19 protein-coding genes, 1 tRNA gene and 2 pseudogenes are annotated in these 23,974 nt (G+C 65.7%); 14 read left to right on the top strand and 8 right to left on the bottom strand.

The annotated features are described in order from the left end of the window. Positions 1–197: 197 nt before the first annotated feature. The 4 genes from U742_RS0101290 to fabI are packed head-to-tail and all read left to right on the top strand — an operon-like array spanning position 198 to position 5,378. A complete protein-coding gene (locus U742_RS0101290) occupies positions 198–2,417 on the top strand; it encodes a DUF3141 domain-containing protein (protein WP_029349267.1) in 2,220 nt (739 codons plus the stop codon). Next, positions 2,418–3,392, top strand: a complete 975-nt coding sequence (locus tag U742_RS0101285) for a phosphate acetyltransferase (RefSeq protein ID WP_038360228.1) — start codon at positions 2,418–2,420, stop codon at positions 3,390–3,392. It abuts the gene before it with no gap. 4 nt (positions 3,393–3,396) lie between these two features. Continuing rightward, positions 3,397–4,578: an acetate/propionate family kinase gene (locus tag U742_RS0101280; RefSeq protein WP_029349263.1), complete on the top strand. Its 1,182-nt coding sequence runs from the start codon at positions 3,397–3,399 to the stop codon at positions 4,576–4,578. A 14-nt stretch (positions 4,579–4,592) separates the two neighbouring features. Next, complete coding sequence (gene fabI / locus U742_RS0101275; RefSeq protein WP_029349261.1) at positions 4,593–5,378, top strand: enoyl-ACP reductase FabI; 786 nt, start codon at positions 4,593–4,595, stop codon at positions 5,376–5,378. A gap of 30 nt (positions 5,379–5,408) precedes the next feature. Here the strand turns inward: fabI and U742_RS0101270 are convergent, their stop codons facing one another. The 3 genes from U742_RS0101270 to U742_RS0101260 all read right to left on the bottom strand — a co-directional run bounded on the left by U742_RS0101270 (position 5,409) and on the right by U742_RS0101260 (position 7,098). Next, positions 5,409–5,906, bottom strand: coding sequence for a hypothetical protein (locus U742_RS0101270; protein ID WP_029349259.1), 498 nt, complete (start codon positions 5,904–5,906; stop codon positions 5,409–5,411). Between the two features lie 47 nt (positions 5,907–5,953). Continuing rightward, positions 5,954–6,775 (bottom strand): polyphosphate kinase 2, encoded by an 822-nt coding sequence (ppk2, locus tag U742_RS0101265; RefSeq protein ID WP_029349258.1) that lies wholly within the window; start codon positions 6,773–6,775, stop codon positions 5,954–5,956. 249 nt (positions 6,776–7,024) lie between these two features. Beyond that, a tRNA-Gln gene (locus U742_RS0101260) sits at positions 7,025–7,098 on the bottom strand. A gap of 316 nt (positions 7,099–7,414) precedes the next feature. Between U742_RS0101260 and U742_RS0101255 the strand changes: the two genes are divergently transcribed. Beyond that, positions 7,415–8,584 (top strand): Ppx/GppA phosphatase family protein, encoded by a 1,170-nt coding sequence (locus tag U742_RS0101255; protein WP_081852759.1) that lies wholly within the window; start codon positions 7,415–7,417, stop codon positions 8,582–8,584. Positions 8,585–8,664: 80 nt separating this feature from the next. Beyond that, positions 8,665–9,309: an RlmE family RNA methyltransferase gene (locus U742_RS0101250; RefSeq protein WP_248310228.1), complete on the top strand. Its 645-nt coding sequence runs from the start codon at positions 8,665–8,667 to the stop codon at positions 9,307–9,309. Between the two features lie 56 nt (positions 9,310–9,365). Here the strand turns inward: U742_RS0101250 and U742_RS0101245 are convergent, their stop codons facing one another. Continuing rightward, a complete protein-coding gene (locus U742_RS0101245) occupies positions 9,366–10,799 on the bottom strand; it encodes an MFS transporter (protein ID WP_038360225.1) in 1,434 nt (477 codons plus the stop codon). A 327-nt stretch (positions 10,800–11,126) separates the two neighbouring features. Between U742_RS0101245 and guaB the strand changes: the two genes are divergently transcribed. Beyond that, positions 11,127–12,617: an IMP dehydrogenase gene (gene guaB, locus U742_RS0101240; RefSeq protein ID WP_029349250.1), complete on the top strand. Its 1,491-nt coding sequence runs from the start codon at positions 11,127–11,129 to the stop codon at positions 12,615–12,617. Between the two features lie 193 nt (positions 12,618–12,810). On the opposite strand, the gene U742_RS0101235 is transcribed toward guaB, so the two are convergent. Beyond that, positions 12,811–13,245, bottom strand: coding sequence for a low affinity iron permease family protein (locus U742_RS0101235; protein ID WP_051660763.1), 435 nt, complete (start codon positions 13,243–13,245; stop codon positions 12,811–12,813). Positions 13,246–13,386: 141 nt separating this feature from the next. Between U742_RS0101235 and U742_RS0101230 the strand changes: the two genes are divergently transcribed. The 3 genes from U742_RS0101230 to guaA all read left to right on the top strand — a co-directional run bounded on the left by U742_RS0101230 (position 13,387) and on the right by guaA (position 16,785). Continuing rightward, complete coding sequence (locus U742_RS0101230; protein WP_029349245.1) at positions 13,387–13,818, top strand: MAPEG family protein; 432 nt, start codon at positions 13,387–13,389, stop codon at positions 13,816–13,818. Positions 13,819–13,831: 13 nt separating this feature from the next. After that, positions 13,832–15,130 carry an RsmB/NOP family class I SAM-dependent RNA methyltransferase gene (locus tag U742_RS0101225; protein ID WP_029349243.1) on the top strand — a complete coding sequence of 433 codons (1,299 nt, stop codon included), beginning with the start codon at positions 13,832–13,834 and terminating at the stop codon, positions 15,128–15,130. A gap of 83 nt (positions 15,131–15,213) precedes the next feature. Next, positions 15,214–16,785, top strand: a complete 1,572-nt coding sequence (gene guaA, locus U742_RS0101220) for a glutamine-hydrolyzing GMP synthase (RefSeq protein ID WP_029349241.1) — start codon at positions 15,214–15,216, stop codon at positions 16,783–16,785. Between the two features lie 229 nt (positions 16,786–17,014). Here the strand turns inward: guaA and U742_RS0101215 are convergent, their stop codons facing one another. Continuing rightward, positions 17,015–18,025, bottom strand: a complete 1,011-nt coding sequence (locus tag U742_RS0101215; RefSeq protein WP_029349239.1) for an AraC family transcriptional regulator — start codon at positions 18,023–18,025, stop codon at positions 17,015–17,017. Positions 18,026–18,085: 60 nt separating this feature from the next. On the opposite strand from U742_RS0101215, the gene U742_RS0101210 reads away from it, so the two are divergent. The 3 genes from U742_RS0101210 to U742_RS0101200 all read left to right on the top strand — a co-directional run bounded on the left by U742_RS0101210 (position 18,086) and on the right by U742_RS0101200 (position 21,718). Beyond that, on the top strand, positions 18,086–19,153 hold the full coding sequence (locus U742_RS0101210; protein ID WP_029349237.1) for an aldo/keto reductase: 1,068 nt from the start codon (positions 18,086–18,088) through the stop codon (positions 19,151–19,153). A gap of 234 nt (positions 19,154–19,387) precedes the next feature. Then, on the top strand, positions 19,388–20,428 hold the full coding sequence (locus U742_RS0101205) for an alpha/beta hydrolase (protein WP_029349235.1): 1,041 nt from the start codon (positions 19,388–19,390) through the stop codon (positions 20,426–20,428). Positions 20,429–20,704: 276 nt separating this feature from the next. Further along, the gene (locus tag U742_RS0101200; protein ID WP_029349232.1) at positions 20,705–21,718 is read left to right on the top strand and encodes an SDR family NAD(P)-dependent oxidoreductase; all 1,014 of its coding nucleotides are present in this window, start codon (positions 20,705–20,707) and stop codon (positions 21,716–21,718) included. A gap of 563 nt (positions 21,719–22,281) precedes the next feature. Here the strand turns inward: U742_RS0101200 and U742_RS23475 are convergent. Beyond that, positions 22,282–22,566: pseudogene (locus U742_RS23475) on the bottom strand (hypothetical protein); the annotation flags it as partial. Between the two features lie 4 nt (positions 22,567–22,570). Next, a pseudogene (locus U742_RS23470) lies at positions 22,571–22,906 on the bottom strand (PAS domain S-box protein); the annotation flags it as partial. 532 nt (positions 22,907–23,438) lie between these two features. Between U742_RS23470 and U742_RS0101190 the strand changes: the two are divergent. Next, a complete protein-coding gene (locus tag U742_RS0101190; protein ID WP_248310225.1) occupies positions 23,439–23,822 on the top strand; it encodes a response regulator in 384 nt (127 codons plus the stop codon). Positions 23,823–23,974 lie beyond the last annotated feature (152 nt).

Below are 23,974 nucleotides of genomic sequence, written 5' to 3'. Positions count from 1 at the left end.
GTTACCTCAGGACAAGATGCGAAGAAATGATCTTGTCGCTGCCGTCGAAGAGATTTCGGCCAATGCCCCTTAGGAAGCTAGCAAACGCGATGGGCCGGCTGCTTGATCCGCGTCAACGACCTTCATTTCGCAACTGCGAAACTGTGATGCAGTGGTAATGCTGCGGATGTAGCGTCCCGAAAGCTGCGGAGGCGACGATGACCCGTGAAGCCTTGAAGCCGTTGGCTGCGAATCTGGTGACGGATGCCTTTGCCTATGCCGTCGACGCCGGGCAGCGGTGGACGCTGTTCCTCGACGCCATGCACCAGCGCGGGCTGCAATACGAGGCCCATATCGCCGAGATCGCGCCCAATGTGCTGGACTACAAGGCGGAGCTCGTCTGCGACGGGCGCCAGCTTCCGCATCCGGTGAACTATCTCCTGGTGCGCATCGTGCCGCCGGCGGATGTCGTCGTGGACGAGAGCAAGCGCCCCTTCGTCATCGTCGATCCGCGTGCCGGCCATGGCCCCGGCATCGGCGGCTTCAAGGCGGACAGCGAGATCGGCGTCGCCATGAAGGCGGGCCACCCCTGCTATTTCGTCGGCTTCCTGCCCGATCCGGTCCCTGGCCAGACCATCGAGGACGTGGCGCGCGCCGAAGCCACCTTCCTCGAGATCGTCACCAAACGGCATCCGAAGGCGGAGGCCAAGCCCTGCGTGGTCGGCAACTGCCAGGCCGGCTGGGCGGTGATGATGCTGGCGGCGATACGCCCCGAGCTGTTCGGGCCGATCATCATCGCCGGCGCGCCGCTCTCCTATTGGGCCGGCGTGCGGGGCCGCAACCCCATGCGCTATTCCGGCGGCCTGCTCGGCGGGAGCTGGCTCACCGCCCTGACCAGCGACCTCGGCGCCGGCATCTTCGACGGCGCCTGGCTGGTCCAGAACTTCGAGAACCAGAACCCCGCCAACACGCTCTGGACCAAGCAGTACAACCTCTACTCGAAGATCGACACCGAGGCGGAGCGCTATCTCGGCTTCGAGAAGTGGTGGGGCGGCCACGTCACGCTGAACGGCGAGGAGATCCAGTTCATCGTCGACGAGCTGTTCGTCGGCAACAAGCTCGCCTGCGGCGACATCCGCACCTCCGACGGCACCGCGATCGACCTGCGCAACATCCGTTCGCCCATCGTCGTGTTCTGCTCGCAGGGGGACAACATCACCCCGCCGCAGCAGGCGCTCGACTGGATTCTCGACCTCTATGACAGCGTCGACGAGATCCGCTCCTACGGCCAGACGATCGTCTATTCGGTGCACGACAAGATCGGCCATCTCGGCATCTTCGTCTCGGCCGGCGTCGCCCGGAAGGAGCATGACGAGTTCGCCTCCAACATCGATTTCATCGATATGCTGCCACCCGGGCTCTACGAGGCGATCTTCGAGCCCAAGGACGAGGCGAGCGCCAGCCCTGACCTCGTGACGGGCGAGTGGATCATGCGCTGCGAGGCACGCACGCTCGACGACATCCGCGCGCTGGGCGGCAATGAGATCGAGGATGAGAGACGCTTCGCCACCGCGGCGCGGGTCTCGGAAATCAACCTCTCCCTCTACCGCGCCATGGTGCAGCCCTGGGTGCGCGCCCTCGTCAATCCGGCCATGGCCGAGACGATGCGCAAGCTGCATCCGCTGCGGCTGCAATATGAGCTGTTCGGCTCGAAGAACCCCTTCCTCGGCTGGCTCGACCAGGCGGCCGCCCAAGTGAAGCGGGACCGCAAGCCGGTCACTGCGGACAATCCGTTCCTCAGGGCGCAGGAGCAGTTCTCCCGCCAGGTCGTCGAAAGCCTCGAAGGCTGGCGCAAGGCGATGGAGCACCAGGCGGAGCTCACCTTCCGCACGGTCTACGGCTCGCCGGCGCTGCAGGCGGCCGTCGGGGTCGACCCGACCTCCAAGCGCCGGCCGCGCAGCGCCGCCAAGAGCGAGCTGCACCGGGAGCTGATCCGCAAGCGGATCGCCGAGCTGCGCGAGGATGTCGGCAGCGGCGGCCTGCTCGCGGCGGTGATCCGCGCGCTCATCTATATCGGCATCGCGCGGGGTAGCGTGGACGAACGCGGCTTCGGCGCGATCCGGCGGCTGCGCAAGGCGCATGAGGGCGCCCGCCAGATCACCCTGGCCGATTTCAAGGCGCTGGTGCGCGAGCAGTTTTTCATCATGCTCATCGATCAGGGCGCGGCTTTGCAGGCGATCCCCGACATGCTGCCGGCCGACCACGAGACGCGGGCGGAGGCGATCGCCGTGCTGGCGGAGGTGCTCTCGGCGCGCGGCCCGCTGACCGGCGAGGCGGCGCAGCGGCTCGAGGAGGTGCGCGGCCTGTTCGGTCTCGCCGATCCTGAACGCCGGCCGGCACGTACCAAGCTCACCGTCGCAGTGCGCAAAGAGGGTTAGATGCGGACGACAGACGACAGCCTGCCGGCTCAAGGCGCCGCCTCCTCGTCCAAATATGACCGGCTGATCGCCGCGGCCCGCGCCGCCGAACCGGCGCAGACCGTCGTCGCCCATCCCTGCGACGAGACCTCGCTGCGCGGTGCCGTCGAGGCGGCGGAAGCGGGTCTCATCGTGCCGATCCTGGTCGGGCCGGAGGCGAAGATCCGCTCGGTCGCGGAGACGCACGGCCTCGACCTCACGGGCTGCACCATCGTCGACGCGCCGCACAGCCACGCGGCGGCGGCGCAGGCGGTCGCGCTCATCCGCGAGGGGCGTGGCGAACTGCTGATGAAGGGCAGCCTCCACACCGACGAGCTGATGCGCGAGGTGACCGCCTCTGCCACCGGGCTGCGCACCGAGCGGCGCATCAGCCACGTCTTCGTCATGGACGTGCCGGGGCACGCCGAGACGCTGTTCATCACCGACGCCGCCGTCAACATCTTCCCCGACCTCGATGCCAAGCGCGACATCGTGCAGAACGCCATCGACCTGTGGGCCGGCATCGGCCTCGGCGAGCCCAAGGTGGCGATCCTCTCGGCGGTCGAGACAGTGACGACCAAGATCCCGTCCACCATCGAGGCTGCGGCACTGTGCAAGATGTCCGAGCGCGGCCAGATCACCGGCGGCCTGGTAGACGGGCCGCTGGCCTTCGATAATGCCATCGACCCCGCCGCCGCCGCCATCAAGGGTATCGTCTCACCGGTCGCCGGCCACGCGCAGATCCTCGTCGTGCCCGATCTCGAAGCCGGCAACATGCTGGCGAAGAACCTCACCTTCCTCTCGCATGCCGACGCGGCCGGCATCGTGCTCGGCGCCCGCGTGCCGATCATTCTGACCTCGCGGGCGGATTCGGTGCGCACCCGGCTCGCTTCCTGCGCCGTCGCCGCGCTCTATGCCGCCGCACGCCGCCGCGACTCCACCGTGGCCGCGGTGTAGGCGCATGGAAGCCATCCTCGTCGTCAATGCCGGCTCGTCGAGCCTGAAGTTCCAGATTTTCGCCGTCGTCGACGGACAGTTGCAGCGCCAACTGCGCGGCCAGGTGGACGGCATCGGGCGCCACCCGCGGCTGCGCGCCGAGGACGGCACGGGCGCGACGCTGGTCGACCGCACCATCCCGCCGGAGGAGATCCGCGATCTTCCCTCGGCCATCGCCCATGCCGGCGAGTGGCTACGCGCGCTCGAAGGGTTCCACCTGCTCGCCATCGGCCACCGCGTGGTGCATGGCGGCCCGAACCATGCCGAGCCGGTGCTCATCGACCATGCCGTGCTGGACGAGCTTGCGCATTACCAGGAGCTGGCGCCACTGCACCAGCCGAACAACCTGCTGCCGATCCGCCGCGCCATGGAGATCAACCCTGAGGTGCCGCAGGTCGCCTGCTTCGACACCGCCTTCCATCGCGGCCACCCCCCGCACACCGACTGCTACGCCTTGCCGATGAGCTATTACGAGGAAGGTGTGCGGCGCTACGGCTTCCACGGCATGTCCTACGAATACATCTCCACCCGCCTGCGGGAGATGCTGCCCGAACGGGCAGGGGGCAGGGTGATCGCCGCCCATCTCGGCAGCGGCGCCTCGATGTGCGCGCTGCTCGACGGGCGCAGCGTCGACAGCACCATGGGCTTCACCGCGCTCGACGGCCTGCCGATGGGCACCCGCCCCGGCCAGCTCGACCCCGGCGTGGTGCTGCATTTAATCATCCAGAAGGGCATGGCCGCCGAGGCGGTGTCGGACCTGCTCTATCGCGGCTCGGGCCTCAAGGGGCTCTCGGGCATCTCCAACGACATGCGCGACCTTCTGGCGAGCGAGGACCCGCGCGCCGCCTTCGCCATCGCCCATTTCGTGCATCGCTGCGCGCTCAACGCCGGCATGCTCGCCGCCGCGCTGGAAGGGCTCGACGCCTTCGTCTTCACCGCCGGCATCGGCGAGCACGCCCCGCCGGTGCGCGAGCGCATCGCCGCCCGGCTCGCCTGGCTCGGCGCCGAGCTCGACCCCGCTGCCAATGCGGAGAACCGCACGGTGATCTCGACCCCGGCGAGCCGTGTGAAGCTCCTCGTGATCCCGACCGACGAGGAGCTGATGATCGCCCGCCACACGCTCCGACTGATCCAGAACGCGCACTGACCCCGGAGATCGCCATGTCCATTCCCGCCGTGAAGGCGAAGCTGCTCGATGGCAAGAAGGGCCTCGTCGTCGGCATCGCCAACGACCAGTCCATCGCCTGGGGCTGTGCCCGGGCCTTCCGCGCCTTCGGAGCGGAGGTGGCGGTGACCTATCTGAACGAGAAGGCGAGGCCCCATGTCGAGCCGCTCGCCCGCGAACTCGAGGCGCCGATCTTCCTGCCGCTCGACGTGATGGCCGAGGGGGAGACGGAAGCGGTCTTCGCCCGCATCGCCGAGGTCTGGGGCGAGCTCGATTTCCTCGTCCACTCGATCGCCTTCTCGCCGCGCGACACGCTGGCGGGGCGCGTCACCGACGCCCCGCTCGCCGGCTTCCTGAAGACGATGGAAATCTCCTGCTGGTCCTTCATCCGCATGGCGCATCTCGCCGAGCCGCTGATGAAGAAGGGCGGAACGCTGTTCACCATGACCTATTACGGGTCGGAGCGCGTGGTGGAGAACTACAACATCATGGGCGTCGCCAAGGCGGCGCTGGAAAGCGCGGTGCGCTACATGGCGGCCGAGCTCGGCCCCAAGGGCATCCGCGTGCACGCCATCTCGCCCGGGCCGCTGGCGACGCGCGCGGCTTCCGGCATCCCCGAATTCGACGCCCTGCTGGAGAAGGCGAAGACCAAGGCACCGGCGCGCGAACTCGTCTCCATCGACGATGTCGGCGTCGCCACCGCCTTCCTCGCGCATGACGCTGCCCGGCTCATGACCGGGCAGGTCCTCTACATCGACGGCGGCTACAACATCATCGACTGAGGGAAGCGCCTCGCCTTCCTCGCCGATTTTTCACTTGCCGCGCCACGTCAGGAACAGCCCGACGTCCCCCGGCATGCCGTTCGGCCAGTCCACGATCATGGCGGCGAGGCCGTAGCCCGCCGGCTTCAGCCGGTCGCGCCACAGCTCGTAGGCTTGGCGCGGGCGGCCGATCAGCGTCTCCGGCCAGCGCTCTTCGGTGTTGTTGATGGCCCGGCCGCGGTCGGTGCACAGATTGTTGGGGAACCGCATCACCATGAGCTCGGTCTCGCCGCGCTCGGCCGCCAGACGCAGCTTGACGAGAAGGCTCTGGGCGATCTCGTGGAGCTTCTCCGGCGTCAGGTCGATCGGCTCGGCAAGCTGCTTGGCGAGCGCCTCCTTCGCGCGATTGGCGCTCTCCATGGCCTCCACGGCCTCGTTGGCTTGCGCCATGGCGAGCTTGTCCATGTAGCCGCGCAGGTCGGTGGCGGACATGAAGCTCTCATCGCCGAGCTTGGCGCTGGCTGCGGAGGTCTTGTCGATTTCGGTCATCACACTCTCCGTACGGTCGTGACGCAGATGCGGACGCGCGGCGGCGCTCAGAACACCGCCGGCACATGGTGGCGGGTATCCTCGGGCTCGACATATCCATGCGGCTTTTGCCGCTTCGGCAGCTTGATCTTCTCCCGCGGCACTTTCTCATACGGCACCTTGGACAACAGATGCGTGATGATGTTCAGCCGGGCCCGCTTCTTGTCGTTGGAATCGGCGACGTACCAGGGTGCCCAGGCGCTGTCGGAGGCAGCGAACATGGTGTCGCGCGCCCGCGAATAGTCGTACCAACGGCTGTAGGATTTCAGGTCCATCGGCGAAAGCTTCCAGCCCTTGCGCGGATCGTTGATCCGGCCCTCGATGCGGCGGGTCTGCTCTTCCGGGCTCACCTCGAGCCAGTATTTCACCAGTATGACGCCGGATTCCACAATGGCGCGTTCGACCGACGAAATGCTGGCCAGGAACTTGTCCGCCTGCTCGTCGGAGCAGAAGCCCATGACCCGCTCCACGCCGGCACGGTTGTACCAGCTACGATCGAAGATAACGACTTCGCCTGCCGCGGGTAGATGCGGCAGGTAGCGCTGGGCATACATCTGCGATTTTTCGCGCTCGGTCGGCGCCGGCAGCGCGACCACCCGGAAGACCCGAGGGCTCACCCGCTCCATGATCGCCTTGATGGTGCCGCCCTTGCCGGCGCCGTCGCGTCCCTCGAAAATGACGCAGACCTTGGCGCCGGTCGTTTGGACCCATGCCTGCATGGCGACCAGCTCGCCATGGAGGCGCTCGAGCTCCCGTTCATAGACTTTGCGCGAGAGCTTGCCTTCCGTTGCGGGTTCCGCGTTGGAAGGCTCCTGCTTCTTGGTCTTCATGCCACGTCTCTTCTGAACCGGCGGCCCCACCATGGGCCGATGCTCATTAGAATATCCCAAAATACCTCAACCCGCCGCGCTTGGCTCGCGGCATCTGCGCAGCATGGTGGACGAGCCACCACCGGGCGTTGACCTAAGTCATTGGGATGTTTGTCGCGGCTCGCGATGAGCATGGCCTGAACGGCAGAGGCGCGACGATGCGAGCAAGGCTCGCGCCGGTCGAAGTGGTGCTGCCGCATTCAGGATGATTGGCTGGGGGACCAGGATTCGAACCTGGACTAACGGAGTCAGAGTCCGCAGTTCTACCGTTAAACTATCCCCCATCGAAGGCGTTGAAACATAACGCCTTTCGGGATGGTCCGGGCGATTGCCCCGCGGGGAGGCTCGCGAACCGTCGGCAGTGGCGCGCTCTATAGCGCCTTCGCGGTGCGCGGTCTACCCCTTCCACAACGCTCGTCGCGACACCACGTTTCAGGACAACTGACAACATGGCGCGGCGTGGCCGCAACGCCGGTGGGCAGCCCACCGGCATTGCGTGATGCGCGGCGGCTGATACACTTTCGTTCAACATGTGGCGATATCAGGACGTTTCGGGGACCGTGCAGCCTCCCGCCGAAGGGCGGGCCGGGAGGTTGCACCATGGTCGATGAGGTATACAGGCCGCGCGAGCACGCATCCCGCGGCGCGGTGAGCCGTGACGAGCGTGCCGCCAGCGGGCCGGTTGCGGATTCGCACTGGCGCCGGCGGCACAAGCACGGGCGCGGCGCCGAGGGTTCGGCGCCCGGCGGCAGGCCGGCGCCGGCCGAACCCTCCTATGCCGCGCTCGATCTTGGCACCAATAATTGCCGCCTGCTGATCGCCCGCCCGACCGCCACCGGCTTCCGGGTGGTCGACGCCTTTTCGCGCATCGTGCGCCTCGGGGAAGGGCTGATCGGCTCCGGCCGACTCGGCGAGGCGGCGATGGCGCGCGCCATCGATGCGCTCGGCGTGTGCGCGGCCAAGATCGGCGCGCGGCGCATCGCCGACAGGCGGCTGATCGCGACCGAGGCTTGCCGCGCGGCGGCGAATGGCGACGAGTTCATCCGCCGCGTGCGCCAGCGCACCGGGCTCGACCTCGAGATCGTCGACCGCGAGACCGAGGCCCGGCTCGCCGCCGTCGGCTGCACGCCGCTGGTCGATCCCAATTCGGAAGGCGCGGTGCTGTTCGACATCGGCGGCGGCTCCACCGAGGTGGTCTGGCTCGACCGCGTGGAGACCCATGACGAGGGGCCGCCGGCGGCGATCATTCGCGCCTGGGTCTCGGTGCCGCTCGGCGTCGTCTCCATGGCCGAGCGCCATGGCGGCGTGCTGGTGACCCGCGACGATTTCGAGGCGATGGTCGCCGAGTTCCGCCCGCATCTCGACCGCCTCGTGGCGGCGGTTGGCCCGCATGATTGCGGGCGCCTGCATCTGCTCGGCACCTCGGGCACGGTGACTACCATCGCCGGCGTGCATCTCGACCTGCCGCGCTACGACCGTTCGCAGGTCGACGGCACCTGGCTCGACGCGCCGCAGGTGCGCACGGTGGTCGACCGGCTGCTCGCCATGCCGTTCGCCGAGCGCGTCGCCAATCCCTGCATCGGCGCCGAGCGTGCCGATCTCGTGCTCGCCGGCTGCGCCATCCTCGAGGCGGTGCGCCGGGCCTTCCCATGCGACCGGCTGCGCGTCGCCGATCGCGGCCTGCGCGAGGGTATTCTGGTCGAGCTGATGCGCGCCGACGGCGTGTGGCGGCACAGGGCCGGGGCGCAGTCTGCCGAGGCCGGCCTGTGAGCGAGCGCGTGAAGACGCCGGGCCGCTCGCCGGGCGGCAGCGGGGAGGGCCGCCCCGAGGCCCGCCCGCTCAAGGTACGCCTGAAGAAGGCGCGCTCGCTGAGTTCGTCCTCGCAGAAATGGCTGCAGCGCCAGCTCAACGATCCCTACGTGGCGCGCGCCAAGCGCGAGGGCTGGCGCTCGCGCGCGGCCTTCAAGCTCCTCGAGATCGACGACAAGCTGAAGCTGCTGCGCCCGGGCGGCCGCGTGCTCGATCTCGGCGCGGCGCCGGGGGGCTGGAGCCAGATCGCCGCCAAGCGCGTGAAGGCGGAGGAGGGGCACGGCAAGGTCGTCGCCATCGATCTTCTGGAGATGGACCCAGTGCCGGGTGTCCTGTTCGCGAAGCTCGACTTCCTCGCCGAGGAGGCGCCGGAGCGTCTCGTCGCCATGCTGGGCGGCCCGGCCGACGTCGTGATGTCCGACATGGCCGCCAACACCACCGGCCACAGGGCGACCGATCATCTGCGCATCGTCGGTCTGGTGGAGACGGCGATCGATTTCGCCCGGCAGGTGCTGGCACCGGGTGGCGCCTTTATCGCCAAGGTGCTGCAGGGCGGCACCGAGGCGACGCTGCTGGCCGACCTGAAGCGCGACTTCGCGACGGTCCGCCATGTGAAGCCGCAGGCCAGCCGAGCAGATTCCTCCGAGCTCTACGTCGTGGCGACGGGGTTCCGCGGCCGGTCCTGACGTTGATTCTTCAACGCCTTGGCTGCAATTCCTGAATCAGGATTCGAAGGCGCGCCTCACGCCGTCGTGCCGATCTCGCCGTCAGCCCGCGGCTCGGCGACACGCTTGGCCGTGCGCCCGGAAAGTTCGGCGCCGGCGTCGTTTGGCAGGCGGATGAACCACAGCACCGACATCAGCGAGATGATTGCCACCGTGGTGAAGGCCACCGAGAAGTCCGACAGCAGGATCTGGTTGTCGCCCCGCGTCGCCCGCATCGTCTCCAGCACCAGCGCGGCGACCGCGACGCCGGTCGATATCGCCACCTGCTGGGCGACGCTGGCGAAGCTGGTCGCCCGGCTCATCGCCTCGGTCGGCACGTCGGCATAGGAGAGCGCGTTGGTGCTGGTGAACTGCAGCGAGCGGAAGAACCCGCCGAGCAGCAGGCAACCCATCAGCACATAGGGCGACATGCCCGGATAGAACAGCGCGCTGACGCCGACGAAGGCGCTGCTGACGAAGGCGTTGACCACCAGCACCCGGCGGAAGCCGAACAGGCGGATGATCGGCTGCGCCGTGAACTTCATGGTCATCGCCCCCACCGCCGAGGCGAAGGTGATCAGGCCGGAGGAGAACGGCGACAGGCCGAAGACGAGCTGCAGCATCAGCGGCAGCAGGAAGGGCTGGGCGCCGATGCCGATGCGGAACAGCGAGGCGCCGACCACGCCGGCGCGGAAGGTCTGGATCTTCAGCAGGCCGAGGTCGAGGATGGGCCGCTCCACCCGTCGCGCATGCCGGACATAGAAGAACATGGCGACTGCGCCGACCGCCGCGACAGCGAGCGAGATCTCGATCGGCACCGCCTCCTGCCCGAGCAGCGCCGCGCCGAAGACGAGGCCGGCGAGCCCGACGCCGGAGAGCAGCATGCCGGCGAGATCGAAGGGGGCGACGTCCTCCTCGCGTATGTCCGGGATGAAGCGCGTGGCGAGAAACACCCCGAGGATGCCGATCGGGATGTTGAGGAAGAAGATCAGCCGCCAGTCGAAATAGGTGGTGATGAAGCCGCCGAGCGGCGGGCCGAGCACCGGCCCCATCAGCGCGGGTATGGTGAGCCAGGCCAGCGCCGAGACCAACTGGTTCTTCGGCACGGTGCGCAGGATCACCAGCCGCCCGACCGGCACCATCATCGCCCCGCCCATGCCCTGGATGATCCGGTAGGCGACGAAGTCGGGCAGCGAGGTGGCGAGACCGCAGAACAGCGAGCCCACGGTGAAGACGATGATGGCGCCGCGGAACACCGTACGGGCGCCGAATCGATCCGCCATCCAGCCGCTGACCGGGATGAACACCGCAAGGCTGAGCAGATAGGAGGTCAGCGCCAGCTTCAGCGCGATCGGGTCTTCGTGGAGGTCGATGGCGATGGCCGGCAGCGAGGTGGATATCACCGTCGAATCGAGCTGCTCCATGAACAGCGCGCAGGCGACGATGAGCGGCACGAGGCGTTCGGTGCGCACGAGGCGGGTTCCGGGCTGGTGCGAAGACGGCGGGTGGGCCGCGGCCCTGATAACGCGCCTTTCGTCGCAGTGCGAGCCGCTATTTCCCGATCGCATCAAGAGCCTGTGAGGCACCCCAGCGGAAACCGTGCGTCCGGCGCAGCCGCGCCATGCGCCGCGATCGGCTCGGACCGCCTAGGAAAGCCTGCCGGGCCGTGGTATGAGCCCTCGCCAACCCGAAGCGAGCGTCCTTCGAGCGGAAAGCCCGGCTTTCCCCGCCCGCTTGTCCGTTATCCGTCCATCGGGCTGGCCGGCCTCGGCGCCGGCGGCCCTCTCAAGGAGTTGGCGATGTCGGTGTCCGACGGCCTCGCGCGGGAAGCGCTCACCTTCGACGACGTGCTGCTGAAGCCGGGCCTTTCCGACGTCATGCCGGGGGAGGCGGACCTGCGCTCGCGGGTCACCAAGTCCATCGCGCTCAACCTGCCGATCATCTCCTCGGCGATGGACACCGTCACCGAATCGCGGCTCGCCATCGCCATGGCGCAGGCCGGCGGCCTCGGCGTCGTGCACCGCAACCTCGATCCCGAAGTGCAGGCCGAGCATGTGCGGCAGGTGAAGAAGTTCGAATCGGGCATGGTGGTGAACCCCGTCACCATCTATCCCGACCAGCCGCTGGCCGACGCGCTGGCGCTGATGAAGCTGCACTCCATTTCCGGCATTCCGGTGGTCGAGCGTGGCCCGAACGGGCGCGGTGGGCGGCTCGTCGGCATCCTTACCAATCGCGACGTGCGCTTCGCCACCAACCCGATGCAGCCGGTCGCCGAGCTGATGACCAAGGATCGTCTGGTCACGGTGCGCGAGGGCGTCGAGCAGGGCGAGGCCAAGCGCCTGCTGCATCAATACCGCATCGAGAAGCTGCTGGTGGTGGACGACGAATATCGCTGCGTCGGCCTTATCACCGTGAAGGACATCGAGAAGGCGGTCGCCAACCCCAACGCCGCCAAGGACGAGCAGGGCCGCCTGCGCGTCGCTGCCGCCACCACGGTGGGCGATGACGGCTTTCACCGCACCGAGCTGCTCGTGGACGCCGGCGTCGACCTCATCGTCGTCGACACCGCGCACGGCCATTCCCGCAAGGTTCTGGATCAGGTCAGCCGCATCAAGCGCCTGTCCAACAAGGTGCAGATCCTCGCCGGCAACATCGCCACCGGCGAGGGCGCGCAGGCGCTGATCGACGCCGGCGCCGACGCGGTGAAGGTCGGCATCGGCCCGGGCTCGATCTGCACCACCCGCATCGTCGCGGGCGTCGGCGTGCCCCAGCTCACCGCCATCCTCGACGCCGTCGAGGTGGCGCAGAGGAACGACACGCCGGTGGTCGCCGACGGCGGTATCAAATATTCCGGCGATCTCGCCAAGGCGCTCGCCGCCGGCGCCGAATGCGCGATGATCGGCTCGCTGCTCGCCGGTACCGACGAGAGCCCCGGTGAGGTCTACCTCTATCAGGGCCGCTCCTATAAGTCGTATCGCGGCATGGGCTCGGTGGGCGCCATGGCCCGCGGCTCGGCCGACCGCTACTTCCAGGCCGAGGTGAAGGACACGCTCAAGCTGGTGCCGGAAGGCATCGAGGGGCAGGTGCCCTATAAGGGGCCGGTTGCCGGTGTGCTGCATCAGCTTTCCGGCGGCCTGCGCGCCGCCATGGGCTATGTCGGCGCCGCAAACCTGACCGAGTTGCGCGAGCGAGCCAAATTCGTGCGCATCTCCGGCTCCAGCCTGCGCGAGAGCCATGTGCACGACGTGACCATCACCCGCGAGAGCCCGAACTATCCCTCGCGGAGCTGAGAGCGCACGGCCACACTTCCATCGTAGTCTGGACGTCATGGCCGGGCTTGTCCCGGCCATCCAAGTTCGCGCCTGTCGCCGGTCGAAGGCGTAGATGCCAGGCTCGAGGCCGAGCATGGTGGCGTCGCGGGGCGCGCGACAATGGAAGGCTGTTCGAAGGCTCGCTCCAGCATCCCCGTCCGGGCGAGTAATCCTACCCGCCCTTCTGCCGCGCCTTCTCGGCCATCGCCTCGAACTCGGCGCGGAGCTTTTCCAGCTCGGCGTCGTCGAGCTCTTCCAGATCAAGCAATATCTCGCGCGGCCCCTCCAGCTTGGAGATCAGCTCGTCGAGCTTGATCTGCAGCGCAGCCGTGTCCCGGTTCTGGCTGTTCTGGATCACGAACACCATCAGGAAGGTGATGATGGTGGTCGACGTGTTGATGACGAGCTGCCAGGTGTCGTTGAAGCCGAAGATCGGCCCGCTGACCGCCCACAGCACGATGATCGAGAGCGCGGCGATGAAGGTGATCGGCTTGCCGGCATAGGCCGAGACATGCTGCGCGAAGCGGGTGAAGAGCGAGCGCCTGCGCCGGTCGGGGTTCTTGCTCCCGCTATCGGCCGTTGTTGCGATATGAGCCTGCGCCGTCATGACATTTCTCCTGCCGTGCGCCCATCAACGGGCAAGCGGCACGGCCGGTTCCGGAGCGGCGGCGACGCGCTGGACGAGACCTGATATAGACGCCGCTGTCCGCCACCCGCTTCACCCGTCAGCCCGCAAACCCGGCGCCGCATGTCCGTCACGACCATCCTTCTCCCCGTCTTCGTGCAGGTCGCGCTCGTCTTCGCGCTGCTGTTCCGGCTGCTGTTCCTGCGGATCGAGGCGGTGCGGGCGGGGGCGGTGGACGTGAGGGCGATCGTCGACGACGACCGGGCCTGGCCGCGGCGGGCGCGGCTCGTCAACAACGCGATCCGCAACCAGTTCGAGCTGCCGGTGCTGTTCTACGCGCTGGTCGCCTTCGCGCTGCTGACGCGCAAGGCGGACATCGCCTTCGTCGTGCTCTCCTGGGTTTTCGTGGCGAGCCGCCTCGCCCATGCGCTGGTGCATGCCGGCTCGGACAATGTGCGCCTGCGCCTTTTCTTCTTCGCCATCGGAGTTCTGATCTTGCTGCTGATGTGGGCGCTGTTCGCGCTTGCCCTGCTCGCCGCGCCGGTGGTGCCATGACGGGAGTACTGAAATGACGCCGGGAGCGCGGCTCGCCGCCGCCATCGAGATTTTCGGCACGCTGGAGGCCGCGCGCCGGCCGGTCGCGGATGTGCTGAAGGACTGGGGCCGCTCCAACCGCTTCGCCGGCTCGGGCGACCGTTCGGCCATTGGCTCGCTGGTCTATGACGCGCTGCGCCGACGTGCCTCGGCCGCCTGGCTGATGGGGGAGGAGACCCCCCGCGCCATCCTGCTCGGCATGCTGAAGCTCGGGCGCGGCCTCGACGCCGAGGCGATCGCCCAGCTCTGCGACGGCACCCGCCATACGCCGGTCCCGCTCGGCGCGGCGGAGCGCGAGCGGCTGGAGCACGGCTCGCTCACCGATGCGCCCGCCCACATCGCCGGCGACTATCCGCTCTGGCTCGACGCCCATCTCGAGGCGGTGTTCGGCGAAGAACGCGCCGCCGAGGGCGCCGCGTTAGCGGAACGCGCGCCGCTCGATCTGCGCGTCAACACGCTGAAGGGCACGCCCGAGGATGCGCTCGCCGCGCTCGCCCATCTCGATGCCACGGCCGGCGACTGGTCGCCGCTCGCCCTGCGCATTGAGCTGTCGCCTGACGGCAAGGCGCCGCCGGTCACCGCCGAGCCCGCCTATCTCAAAGGTCTGGTGGAGATACAGGACGAAGGCTCGCAGCTCGCCGCCATCCTCGCCGCGCCGGCCCGCGGATCGCAGGTGCTGGACCTGTGCGCCGGTGGCGGCGGCAAGACGCTGGAGCTCGCCGCGCTGATGCACAATTCCGGGCAGATCTATGCCCATGACGACGACCTGCGCCGCCTCGCGCCGATCCACGAGCGGCTGCAGCGCGCCGGCGTGCGCAACGTCCAGGTGCGGTCCCCGCGCGGCAAGGCCGATGTGCTGGAGGACCTCGAAGGACGCATGGACCTCGTGCTCGTCGACGCGCCCTGCACCGGTACCGGTACCTGGCGCCGTAACCCCGACGCCAAATGGCGCATCCGCCCCGGTGCACTCGCCGAGCGCATGCGCGAGCAGGGCGCGATCCTCGACAACGCCGCCCGCTTCGTGAAGCCGGGCGGGCGCCTCGCCTATATCACCTGCTCGCTGCTGGAGGAGGAAAACGCCGCGCAGGTGCGCCGCTTCCTCGACGCGGAGCCGGATTTCCGCATCGTGCCGCCGGCCGAGACCGTGCTCGCGCTCGGCGAGGCCGGGCTGAGGCTCAAGCGGGCCGCGCTGACACTCACAGAAGGAATACAGCTCACCCCGCGGCGCACCGGCACCGACGGCTTCTTCGTGAGCGTGATGAAGCGCGGCTGAGCGCCGCAGCCTTGTGCCGATTGCAGCCCCGGCCTGCAATCGGCACGCTGGACGAAACGCCAATCCCTCATTAGAAGCCCGCCATGACAAGCCCCGGCGACACCCCTCATCACGACACCATCCTCATCATCGACTTCGGCTCGCAGGTGACCCAGCTCATCGCCCGCCGGGTCCGCGAGGAGGGCGTCTATTCCGAGATCGTGCCCTTCCAGAACGCGGCGGAGGCGTTCGAGCGGCTGAAGCCGGTCGGTGTCATCCTCTCCGGAGGCCCAGCCTCGGTGATGGACGAGGGCAGCCCACGGGCGCCGCAGACGGTGTTCGAATCCAACCTGCCGATCTTCTCCATCTGCTACGGCCAGCAGGTGAGCGCGCTGCAACTCGGCGGCAAGGTCGAGGGCGGCCACGCCCGCGAATTCGGCCGCGCCGAGGTGACGATCCAGAAGCCCAGCGCGCTCTATGAGGGCGTGTGGGAAGTGGGCGGGCGCTATCCGGTGTGGATGAGCCACGGCGACCGCGTCACCGAGCTGCCCGAAGGCTTCGAGGTGGTCGGCACCTCCGAGAACGCGCCCTTCGCCATCGCGGTGAACGAGGAGCGGCGCATCTACACCACCATGTTCCATCCGGAGGTGGTGCACACCCCGCACGGCGCCGCGCTCATCCGCAATTTTGTGCGCAACATCTGCCACGCCCGCACCGACTGGACCATGGCCGCCTTCCGCGACGAGGCGATCCAGCGCATCCGCGCGCAGGTCGGCAACGGGAAGGTGATCTGCGGCCTCTCGGGCGGCGTCGATTCCTCCGTCGCGGCCGTGCTGATCCACGAGGCGATCGGCGACCAGCTCACCTGCGTCTTCGTCGACCATGGCCTTTTGCGGCTCGGCGAGGCGCAGAAGGTGGTGACACTGTTCCGCGAGGCCTACAACATCCCGCTCGTCCATGTCGACGCCGAGGAGATGTTCCTCAAGGCGCTCGAGGGCGTCACCGACCCCGAGGTGAAGCGCAAGACCATCGGCAAGCTGTTCATCGATGTGTTCGAGGAGGAGGCGAAGAAGATCGGCGGCGCCGGCTTCCTCGCGCAGGGCACGCTCTATCCCGACGTGATCGAGAGCGTCAGCTTTTCCGGCGGCCCGTCGGTGACGATCAAGAGCCACCACAATGTCGGCGGCCTGCCCGAGCGCATGAACATGAAGCTCGTGGAGCCGCTGCGCGAGCTGTTCAAGGACGAGGTGCGCGCCCTCGGCCGTGAGCTCGGCCTGCCGGAGGTCTTCGTCGGCCGCCATCCCTTCCCGGGGCCGGGCCTCGCCATTCGCTGCCCCGGCGAGATCACCCGCGAGAAGCTCGATATCCTGCGCCTCGCCGACGAGATCTATCTGGAGGAAATCCGGCGCAACGGCCTCTATGACGACATCTGGCAGGCCTTTGCGGTGATCCTGCCGGTGAAGACCGTCGGCGTAATGGGGGATTTTCGGACCTACGACTACGTGGTCGGCCTGCGCGCTGTCACCTCTGTCGACGGCATGACGGCGGATTTCTACCCCTTCGACATGGCCTTCCTTGGCCGCGTCGCGACCCGCATCGTCAACGAGGTGAAGGGCGTCAACCGCGTCGTCTACGACGTGACCAGCAAGCCACCCGGCACGATCGAGTGGGAGTGAGGGATATGGGATACCCTGGCGGGCTCTGGAGGGGAATAGGGTAGGGAAAATAGAGAGTTACGGGATAGCTCATTGATCATTCGTCCTCCATTGTCGACTGCAAATCGGTTTCGGTTAAGCCGCTGATCTTCCATTGATGGACCACTCATCGGTCCAATAATAGCGGACCCATTTGACGGCACTTCCGACGCCCCGAGAAATATGAAGCATTGGGTTGGGCCACAGAAGCCTATTCGGCCTCCAATGCCCGACGCTTCACGCTGCGGCGACGCTCCGAATAGGTCTGCATGGCTTCCTTGCGGAAGCGGCCCGGAGAGAGGCCGGTTGCTCTGCTGAAAGCATTGCTGAACGCGCTTTCGGAACCGTATCCGACGGACCATGCGATGTCGGCAACCGAATGGTCGGTTTCGCTCAGCTCTCGTTCGGCCAACCGTATGCGCCAGTTGAGCACATAGGTCAGAGGAGGCATGCCCACGACATCCCTGAATCTTACGGCAAAGGATGTGCGCGACATTCCCGATAGTTTTGCTAATTCCTCCAGGGTCCAGGGATGTGACGGGTCAGCGTGAACACCGCGCAGCGCGATCGAGATGCGTCTGTCATCAAGCGCTGTGAGCCAGCCTGCCTGCTCGGACTTCTCATCCTCGATGTGGAGGCGGAGCGCCTCTACAAACAGCAGCTTTGCGAGATGCGTAATCGCCGTCGCCGAACCGGCCCGACTGCGCAGCATTTCCTCGGCCAGTTCGGTCAGAAGCCAGCGCAGCTTGGCGGCTTCTCCTTGCTGGCCGCTTACATGGATCAAGGGGGGAAGACTTTCCCGAAGGAAGCCGCAACGCCGCTCGTCGACCTCCAACAAACCTCCGATCATCATGAAATCGGCGCCCTCGCCGATCCGCAAGTTGCCTTCGGCATCGCGCTCCAGAGGAACGCAAGTGGCGTTCGCAAGTAGCTCAGAGGTGCTGGCTAGGACGATCGGCGGAGCTCCATTGGTGATCACGACATCACCTGCTTCGAAGCGCGCCGGCGCTGCTGAATTGCCCTCGGTCGTCAGCCAGCACCTCCCTCTCACCACGGCCAGGAATTTCACCGCGTCGGAGCGCTGGAACTTTCGTGACCATTCCCCCCCAGCAAGGAGGGTTCCCGAAAGGACGCACCGGGCGTCGGCGAGATCAAGGACATCGGAGAGAGGATCTGAGCGCATATCCGTACTATCTCGCATAAAACTCGCACTATCAAGCATTCATCATTCAAAATGGGCAGCCTAATAAGACGCGACCTTCGCGAACAAAAGGAGCCTCGCATGCCTCTTGACCACTTCATCACGCTCGGCCGCTCAGGCCTGCGCGTGAGCCCGCTTTGCCTGGGCACGATGACGTTCGGCGAAGACTTCGGCTGGGGCGCCAGCGAGGCGGAGTCCGATGCGATGATGTCGGAATATCTCAACCGGGGCGGCAATTTTGTCGACACCGCCAATATCTATACGGGCGGGCACTCCGAGAAGATCATCGGCAACTATCTGCAACAGCACGACGTCCGTCGCGACGGCATCGTGCTCAGCACGAAATTCTACTGCAGCTTGTTTCCTGGCGATCCGAACGGCGGCGGGGCGGGACGCAAGGCTCTTCTGCAGCAATGCGAAGCCTCGCTGAAACGGCTCCAGACCGACTACATCGACATCTACTGGCTGCACAATTGGGATCAGACGGCGCCAATCGAGGAGACGTTGCGAGGCCTCGATGATCTCGTGACGGCCGGCAAAATCCGCTACGTCGGCTTCTCGGACATCCCGGCCTGGAAAACGGCCGAAGCCCAGACGATCGCCCACTTCCGGGGATGGGCACCGATCATCGCGCTGCAACTCGAATATTCGCTGCTCGAACGGACCAGCGAAGGCGAGCTGTTTCCGATGGCGCAGGGGATGGGAATGGGCGTCATGCCCTGGTCTCCGCTCAAGAGCGGCTTCCTGAGCGGCAAGTTCAAGCGCGGCAGTAACGGCGACGTCGACACGAAGCGCACCGGGTTGGTGGGCATTCCGAGCGAAGCCGACTACGAAGTCATCGAAGCAGTCGCAGCCGTTGCATCGCAGCTGGGAGTGAGCTCCGCGTCGGTCGCGCTGGCTTGGGTCCGTTCACGGCCCGGTGTGAGTTCCACACTCGTGGGCGCCAGGCGCGTCGACCAGCTCAAAGCCAATCTCGATGCCCTCAATGTGACACTGTCTGCCGAGCAGATCAAAAAGCTCGATGACGTCTCCAAGCCAAAACTAAATTTCCCGGCCGAGAACAACGAAATACTGGCCCCGATGATCGGCTTCCCGGGCACCACCGTCGATGGACGGACCGTGCCGACGGCATCGCGCCTTTCGGCCTAATCGCAACATGATGGTCTATGGCTTCTGCCGTGGACCCAGGCATCGGCGACTCTGGCCGGCTTGACGTCGTCGTTAACAGCGCCGGCATCGATAGAGGCAATCAGACATATCCGGCTGACGGCGAACGATCGCTCATATTTCAGGGACTTATTAGCATTCATCGTTCCGTCTCTGTCGCTTACTTTTGTCTGACCGAGCCCAATCACCACTCCAGTTCTCGAAAGGAAATCCGTCATGAACACGGTCAAGACCGCTGCTGCCGTTGCCGCCCTTGCGCTGACCGCCTCCGGCACCGCGCTTGCCCAGGCAGCACCACCCGTCGCTGGCGACCCGAACCTCGACCCGCAGGTCCGGTCGTTCCTCGAGCAGATCAACAAAGACCCATCCCCGTTTTGGGAACTGCCGCAGCCTCGCCCCCAAGAAATTCTGACAGGCCTTCAGAACCGGACGCCGGTTGACATGTCGGGCGTCTCAACGTCGGAGCAGACCATCACGGTCGAGGGCCGACGGGTGAAGCTCTACATCATGAAGCCCGATAGGGCTGCGGGAAAGCCTGGCGTACTTCTGTTCATTCACGGCGGCGTGTGGATCGTCGGCAATTTCGAAAACCATCAGCGCCTGCTGCGTGATCTCGTCGTTAAGTCGGGCCAGGTCGGCGTGTTCGTCGAATACACTTCCCTTCCGGAGGCGAAGTTCCCCACCCAGCTCAACGAGAGCTACTCCGCGCTGGAATGGGTGAAAGCGCATGCCGCGGACTTCGGCGCCGACGGCAGCCGCATTGCGGTCGCCGGCAATTCGGTGGGCGGCAATATGGCAGCCGTGCTCGCTTTGATGGCGAAGGACCGCAAGGGTCCGAAGATCAGCTATCAAGTGCTGCTGATCCCCGCGACCGACGCCAGCGTCGATAGCGCCTCCTATCTGACCTTTGGACAAGACCGATTTCTTAGCCGAGCGTTCATGAAGTACGGCTGGGATCTATACGCTCCAGATGCTGGGCAGCGAGACAATCGCTATGTGTCCCCGCTCCGCGCCCCCCTTGATGAACTGCAAGATTTGCCGCCCGCACTGGTGATCACCGCTGAGAATGATCCGCTTCGCGACGAGGGCGAAGCCTATGCTCGCAAGCTGAAGGCGGCCGGCAATACGGTCTCAGCAGTGCGGTTCAACGGTACGATCCATGACTTCGTGCTACTTAACGCGCTTAAGGACCTGCCTTCTACTCAGGCAGCCATCCAACTCGCGGCGGACGGAATTCGTCAGCACCTCGATCACTGAGATCAATGCATTCATACGGCGCAGCGCCCCGCGCTGCGCCGTATGTCATGTGTACGCTACACGGAGCGTCGGATCGGGCGCTTGCCATGGTGCAATTGGATGCGGCTGAGCGGTAGACGTCTGCCAAAAATAAGAGGCAGCGACCGTTCCTGGCTTAAACGAGCCTTCCCATAGCCCGCCAATGGCGAACGATCGCTCATATTTTATGGACCAGCAAGCATTCATCGTTCCGATCCTGTCGCCTATTCCTGTCGCCATGAAAACGGAGATCTAGCAATGAACACGGCACAGGCACCGATCGGTTCAGGATTCAGCCGCGCCTCCACGACCGCCGACATCATTGAAGGCGTGGATCTAGTCGGCAAGGTGGCGATCGTCACGGGCGGCTATTCGGGCCTCGGGCTTGAAACAGCGCGCACGCTCGCCTCGGCGGGCGCGCGAATCATCGTGCCGGCGCGCGATGTCGCGCGCGCGCGCAGGGCCATCGCCGAAGCAGGTGGCGGCATGGAGGTTCAATTGATGGACCTCACCGATCGCGGCTCGATCGATAAATTCGCACGCGACTTCGTCGAAACAGGCCTGCCGCTTCACCTGCTCATCAACAACGCCGGCATCATGGCGCTGCCCGAACTTAAGCGCGATGCGCAAGGCAATGAGCTGCAGTTTGCCACCAACCACCTCGGCCATTTCCGGCTGACCCTTCGGCTCTGGCCGGCGCTCAAGCGGGCCCGCGCTGCGCGCGTCGTGTCGGTCTCCTCCGCCGGGCATCGCTTCTCGCCGGTGGTTTTCGACGACATCAATTTCGAGCGCCGCGCCTATGACCCTTTCAAGGCCTATGGTCAGTCGAAGACGGCCAACATCCTCTTCGCGGTCGGCCTCGACCGGCGGGGCAAGGACGCGGGCATTCGTGCTTTCGCGCTCCATCCCGGCGGGATCGCGGGAACGAATCTCGGCACGCACGTCAGCCTGGAAATGCTGAAGAAGACCGGGTTCGTCGACGAGAATGATCGGCCGGTCGTCGATCTGAGCCGTGACCTGAAGTCGGTGCCGCAGGGAGCGGCCACCCACGTCTGGTGCGCGGTCAGTCCGCAGCTCAAGGGCAAAGGCGGTGTGTACTGCGCCGATTCCGACATCACGCCCGTGATACCGAAGGGCGGCTCCGTCGATCTGGGTAGCGAAGACCGCGCCAATCGCCTGACTGGCGTCGAAGCCTATGCGATCGACCCGGATGCGGCCGAAGAGCTTTGGCGCAGAGGCGAAGAGATGACCGGTATCTCAGTCCAAAGCTGAGGTGGCACGGCTCGCGACCATGAACTTACTTTTGCATGGTGTGGGTGGGAACGCGGAGGACGAGCTGCCAATAGCGTGCGAGGACAGCCTAAAGGCCCCGCCGGGCGCCGAGTCGATGTTGTCCTTCCTGCGTCGGCTGTTCGCACTTATGATCGCAAGGGCTGACGGTATTTTTCCCGATGGCGTGTGCCTATCGCGTGCTCGAGGAGTTTGAAAAAAATCGGCCGATTGTTACCGATAGTCGCCGAAACCGAGTAGATTCTGAATCGGAAAAATTCTCCTTTGAATTCAAGAGCGAAAATTTCTGACGGATCGGGGAGACGGTTCTTTGTCGTGTGCAAAGAAATTTGTGCTTGGAATGCAACGCGTTACGATCACTTAGAATAATCGAGTGGGAGTGACGGGGCGTAGTTTTGGATACTGAGGGATACAGTAGCGAACATTGATGGCTTGGAACATTCGATAGGCGCCGATCGATGTCGGTAAGCCCGAAGAGATCGCCGGACTCGTAGCGCCTTCCAACGCCGAGGATATCGCTGCGCAATGGCGCAGCGTCCACCAGCTCGAGCGGGGTCGGTCGGCCGGAACAGCTCGTCGACGAAATAGGACGTCGCATCCGAGCCGTTATAGGATCCGGCATTGGCGGTCGCGCCGGCCGAAGCCCCTAGCGCCGCACCGGAGGCGACGGTCGAAGCCGCGTGGACGCCGGTAGCGATCCCCCCGGACAGCGCCGAGCCGAGCAGCGAGACCATGAGGATCGTCGCCACCGCCCAGGCCAGGAACCCGTGCGCGGTGTCGCGGGAAAAAGTCTCGTCGGTGGCGATGCCGACCCATATCCGGCCGGTCAGGCAGGACGAGCATCGAAACCGACTCGCCGATGATCTCCTCAGCGGTATAGCCGAACAGCCGTTCGGTTCCCCGGTTCCAGCTGGTGACGATGCCGTCGAGATCCTTGGTGAGGATGGCATCAGCGGACGTCTCGACGATGGCGGCGAGGCGCTGTGCGGTCTCATGCGCCACGGAGGGGTCTGACACGCCGATCAGCAGGTTGACGACGGCGGCCGCAGTGGCACCTTCACCAGGCAGCGGCGTTGAAAATGCCAGAGCGGTCACACGCGATCCATCCGGCCGCTCGATGGCGAGTTCATGTCCTCGCCCTGGCTGTCGCAGCGCGAATGCCAGGTCCATCGGCGACTGCGCATAGGCCATTGACCGACCATCCGGCCAGAAAAGCTTCCACGATCGCGAGAAGAGAGCCGTGCCCAGCTGCGGTGCCGGTTGCCACAGATGCCGCGCCGCCTCGTTGAAGGAGATGAGCCGGCCTTCTACATCGGTCACGTAGGCGCCTTGGGGAAACGCCTCGATGAAGGCGTATAGCGAGGCATTCTCCCGTTCGGCCTGAGGGGCGGCGCTCTGTACTTCCGTTGCCCCTACCACACTGTCCGATAGAGGCCGAGCAGGCATTCAAGGCTCCATTTCTCTTGAGCGGAATCGTTTCAGGAGCAGCATTGCCGGCGGAAACTGACCAGCGACCTCCGTCCCAATGGGCCGGGCTGAAATACCTCGGTCTTTCAATCTAGTGCCACCTGCAGCATGCGAACAGCATCATAGTGCACATTACGCCATGCACTTGGCAGAAAGATGCCGCTGCGGCGAAAATCGACGGATCGTTCGAGCCTGGCGGGCGTTCACCCTGATAGTCCCTGCGGATTTCGACCGCATGGGTACCGGGTTCATGAGTATGCCAATCGCAGTGCTGGTGGTCCAAGACGAGGTGCTGGTCCGCATTGATATCGCCGATTACCTTACCGATCAGGGTTTCGAAGTTTACGAAGCGGCGGACGCTGATCGAGCCATCGAGATAATGGAGGCCGTGCCCAGCATTAGGCTGCATTTTACTGACGTCGACATGCCGGGCAGCATGAACGGGCTCAAGCTCTCGGCGGCAGTGCGCCACCGATGGCCTCCCGTGCACATAATCGTGACATCAGGACATCAGTTCGTCGACCGGTCCGAGCTTCCCGACGGAAACGTGTTTTTCCCCAAGCCCTACAAGGCGCCGGACGTCGCGAAATCGATCCACGACCTATTCGCCGATGAATAGCTTCGGGCAATCCTGCGCTTGATTGCGAGAAAGTTTTGTGGCGTCGGGCGGCACGGCTGAGCACGGAATGCAACGGGATCCACCCATCGCTCGCACTGCTGCTGTCCAAAAATATCGAAATGGATGCTAAGAGATTCGTGTAGAAAGACGGG

Source organism: Allobosea sp. 117 (assembly GCF_000702305.1).
Taxonomy (GTDB): Bacteria; Pseudomonadota; Alphaproteobacteria; order Rhizobiales; family Xanthobacteraceae; genus Ancylobacter.
The sequence above is the reverse complement of the archived record's forward strand: the minus strand, read 5'-3'. Positions and strand labels throughout refer to the sequence as shown.